The sequence below is a fragment of the uncultured Maritalea sp. genome (assembly GCF_937139385.1).
GTDB lineage: Bacteria > Pseudomonadota > Alphaproteobacteria > Rhizobiales > Devosiaceae > Maritalea > Maritalea porphyrae_A.
The window spans coordinates 1-4,019 of the sequence record NZ_CAKZPW010000268.1 but is presented as its reverse complement, the minus strand read 5'-3'; the positions used below and the strand labels follow the sequence as shown (position 1 = coordinate 4,019).

At 50.6% G+C, this 4,019-nt stretch carries 4 protein-coding genes and 1 pseudogene; 4 read left to right on the top strand and 1 reads right to left on the bottom strand.

Annotated elements, in window-relative coordinates; genetic code table 11:
- The 4 genes and pseudogenes from Q0231_RS11045 to Q0231_RS11030 form a co-directional block, all read left to right on the top strand.
- Positions 1–360 (top strand): annotated as a pseudogene (locus Q0231_RS11045) (thiazole synthase); the annotation flags it as partial.
- Positions 360–971, top strand: coding sequence for a thiamine phosphate synthase (locus Q0231_RS11040; protein WP_299347713.1), 612 nt, complete (start codon positions 360–362; stop codon positions 969–971). The pseudogene Q0231_RS11045 and the gene Q0231_RS11040, both read left to right, overlap by 1 nt.
- Complete coding sequence (locus Q0231_RS11035; protein WP_299347712.1) at positions 968–1,927, top strand: HesA/MoeB/ThiF family protein; 960 nt, start codon at positions 968–970, stop codon at positions 1,925–1,927. The genes Q0231_RS11040 and Q0231_RS11035 overlap by 4 nt, the downstream gene beginning before the upstream one ends.
- A complete protein-coding gene (locus tag Q0231_RS11030) occupies positions 1,924–2,667 on the top strand; it encodes a hydroxymethylpyrimidine/phosphomethylpyrimidine kinase (RefSeq protein ID WP_269393528.1) in 744 nt (247 codons plus the stop codon). The genes Q0231_RS11035 and Q0231_RS11030 overlap by 4 nt, the downstream gene beginning before the upstream one ends.
- Before the next feature lie 31 nt (positions 2,668–2,698).
- Here the strand turns inward: Q0231_RS11030 and Q0231_RS11025 are convergent, their stop codons facing one another.
- The gene (locus Q0231_RS11025; protein WP_269393529.1) at positions 2,699–3,472 is read right to left on the bottom strand and encodes a sulfite exporter TauE/SafE family protein; all 774 of its coding nucleotides are present in this window, start codon (positions 3,470–3,472) and stop codon (positions 2,699–2,701) included.
- Positions 3,473–4,019 lie beyond the last annotated feature (547 nt).

Here is a 4,019-nt window from a genome sequence, read left to right as displayed (position 1 = left end):
GCTGAGCGCTTGCTGCGCGCGGGGTGCGAAGTGCTGATGCCCTGGGGCGCGCCAATTGGTACCGGATTAGGGCTCAACAACCTTTATGGGCTTGAAGCTATGCGTGCGCATTTTGACGATGTGCCGCTCATTATCGACGCCGGGATCGGCGTTCCCTCACATGCCGCACGGGCAATGGAAATGGGGTTTGATGCGGTTTTGCTCAACACAGCAGTGGCGAAGGCAGGTGACCCAGTTGTGATGGCACAGGCATTTGCCAAGGCATTGGAAGCAGGGCGCATGGGATATGAAGCCGAACCAATGTTGCCCAATCAGATGGCTGCGCCGTCAACACCTGTTTTAGGCAAGGCGGTATTTTGATGGTCAAACTTGATCCGTTTTATTTAATCGTTGATCGGTTCGCTTGGATTGAGCGGCTGGTGCCATTAGGTGTTAAACTGGTGCAATTGCGTATCAAGGATCAACCGCCGCACATCGTGCGGGATGAAATTGAGAGAGCGCGTGAATTTTGTGCGGCGCACGATTGTCAGCTGGTGGTGAATGATTATTGGCAACTAGCGATCGATCTCAAATGTCATTTTGTGCATCTGGGGCAGGAGGATTTGGCGGATGCAGATGTAAAAGCCATTCGCCGTGCCGGCATAAGGTTAGGGCTTTCGACCCATGATGATGCAGAGCTTGATGCGGCTTTGTCGCACGATCCCGATTATGTAGCGCTGGGGCCTGTTTACCCCACCATATTGAAGAAAATGCCTTGGGCACCGCAAGGATTGGCACGATTGCGCGAATGGAATTCCCATATTGAGGACGTGCCATTGGTGGCCATTGGCGGGCTAAATGTAGATCGGATCAAAGGGGTGTTTGACCATCGAGCTGACAGCGCGGCGGTGGTGACGGATATTACGTTGAATGATGATCCTGAAGAGCGCACCAAACAGTGGTTGGCTACAACGCGCCGGTATTGTTCATGAGCCGCTATCAACGCCAAATGCAGATGGCAGAAATTGGCTCAGTAGGGCAAGAGAAGTTGGGTAATGCGCGCGTTGTAATCGTTGGAGCCGGGGGGCTTGGGCATCCTATTTTGAGCTATTTGGCGGGCGCCGGCGTTGGTGAACTACATATTGTAGATCCCGACGAGATTGAATTCAGCAATTTGCATCGTCAACCCTTGTTCGGCGAGGGCGATATTGGGCAATCAAAGGCCGAAGTCGCCGCGCAAAAAATCAGGAAAAACAATAAAGACATTGAGGTGATTGCGCGCCCTGTTCGGCTCGATCCTGCCAACGTGCAACTCATTTGTGAACATGCAGATGTGGTGGTGGATGCGGCGGATAGTTTTGCGGTGACCTATGTGCTTTCTGATTTTTGTCGTGATCAAAATATTGCATTGATTAGCGCATCGGTGCTGGGATTTGAGGGCTATGTGGGGGGCTTTTGCGGTGGCGTAGCCCCTAGCATACGCGCAGTGTTTCCACAGTTGCCAATGGCTGCGCAAAGCTGCGCAAGCGCGGGGGTAAGCGGAGCGGCGGTGGGGGTGATGGGGTCACTCCAAGCGCAAATGGTGATCAATGTTTTGCTGGACCTTAAGCCCAGCCCCCTTGGCCAAATGCTTAGATGCGATTTTAAGACATTCCAATTCTCGCGGTTCTCTTTTCTTCGTGCGCCAGAGCCTTTGGATGGTTTTACGTTCATTTCGCCAACTCAAATCTCACCAAAAGACCGGGTGATTGAGCTGCGCACGAACCAAGAAGCGCCCTTTCCTGTGGTTCCACACGCAAAGCAAATGGTGGCGGGTGATATTGAAAATTTGGCGATTGAGGATGAACGTATCGTTATTGTTTGCCGTACTGGCTTAAGGGCATGGAACGCGGGTTTGGCGCTGCAGCAAAAAGGCGGGGACAATATTGTGTTGGTGGCAACAGGATGAATGCCCGCGTAGTGATTATTGGGGGTACGGACAGTAGTGGCGGGGCAGGCCTATCAAGAGATGCGGCTACATTGGCCTCGCTTGGTGTGCAAGGGCTACCTGTGGTCACAGCGGTTACCGCGCAGACCAATAATGCGGTATGCCAAATCGAACATGTCTGCGCCGAACTGGTTAAAGCGCAACTGGAATGTGCTCTGCAATCAGGACAATGCGATGCCATAAAAATTGGTATGTTGGGACGCCACGAAACAGTCAGCGCGGTTGCTGAGGTGTTGCGACAACATGCAAAAGTGCCGATTGTGCTTGATCCCATAATTGTGTCCTCTTCGGGCACGCGTTTGTTGGAGGTTCAGGCCGAAGAGGACTTGAAACACCACCTAATACCCCTCTGCGAAGTGGTGACGCCCAATTTGCTTGAATCGGCCATGCTTACGGGTGTGCCCATTGGCGATTGTCACACAACGCTTGAAAAGCAGGCCTTTCATTTTCGCGCCATGGGTGCCGCCAATGTATTAATCAAAGGTGGTCACAGCAGCGGACGCGAAGCGACTGATTGCTTATTTGATGCATGGGGGGATCATATTGAATTCACCCAAACACGCTTAGACGGCACGATGCGCGGCACGGGATGCATGCTCGCAAGTGCGATCGCGGGGCAATTGGCACAAGGGGTAAACCTCAAAGTCGCCGCGGGGATCGCTCAGCAAATGGTGGGGCGGGCGATCATGCAAATGCAGTAAGTACGCGTTTCGGCATAGGTATTGTTTATCCTCAGCCCACAAGTCCTTTGCGCAAGAGGTTTAACCCTGCCAGGGTGAGCACAAGCAGCGTGGCTTGGCGAAATCGCACAGGATTTAGACGATCCAACAATTTGAATCCAAACCACATGCCAAAAAGGGCAAAAGGTACCAAAATGGCCGAAAGACCAATAGTACGTGCGTTCAGAATGCCGGATTGTATATGGGCAACCAGCAGGGTAATGGAACCCAATCCATATATTACGCCTTGCACCGTGATTTGCTTTAGTTTTTCGGTTTTCATCGCTAATAAATAGAGCACTGTTGTAGGACCCCATGTGCCTGCAAGACCACCCAATGCGCCGGAAATGGCTGCAATGAGCCATTCCGCCCACCATTTATGGCGATCAGCGATGGTCAGTTGCAATCCAACTAGTTGTATGAATGAGAGTATGACAACGGGTACACCAAGAACGTAGTAAAATAGGTTTCGCGGAATGATTGGAACCAATTGCGCGGTAACGAAAATCATGATGCAAACCACCAGCAAGTAGCGCCAGTGTTCCTTGCTCGCCGCCAGTGCTGGGGCTATGCCTTGTCGAAAAGTTTGCAATATATTGCTCGCAACAATAGGTAAAATTATAGCGGCAATGGCGAGTTTTGGATCAATGAACGAACTGAGTACTGATACAATAATCAAAGGCATGGCAAAGCCAATCGCGCCTTTGACAACGCCGGCGACAATGGTGATGCCAAGTGCAATAGCTACGGTAATTGGCCCTAGTTCAAACAAGATATCAAACGACATGATGGGTTAAGTCCTTTGAGCGGGCAAACTGGCTGGAGAAGCAGAAAGTCTTTGAGGCACACAACTTTGAGCACTCATCATTGAGGAAGGTAAAGTCTTGATCAAGCTTCAGTAACTTTGAAGTCGCAAAAAGGGCCGTGACCTCATCGATCACGACCCAATCTCATTAATTCTATAAAAGGCAAGGAGCCTCGGGCATACAGATGAGAGCTGTATTGCGCCCTTGAAAAGAGGAAGTTAGCGGTGCGTTGGCCCCGCAACATTCACCCCATTTCCAAAGCCCATACCTTCTTGTGAATAATGATTAGACATTGGATCACCTCCTTCCATTTGTTGATGTTAATGGCAGTGAACTGCGAGATTGCGATAAGGTCAAGTGAAAATTCTAGTTGATTGTATATAGCAACTATTGTATCTTGCAATTATTATGATGAAATTTGAAGACATATCCCTGCATTGGGTGAAGCGGTTAGGCTTCTTGGTTGAGAAAGAGCTTGCAGAGCGGTTTAAGGCGGCTGGGCAAAATGTCGGCTCTGTGGAATGGGCC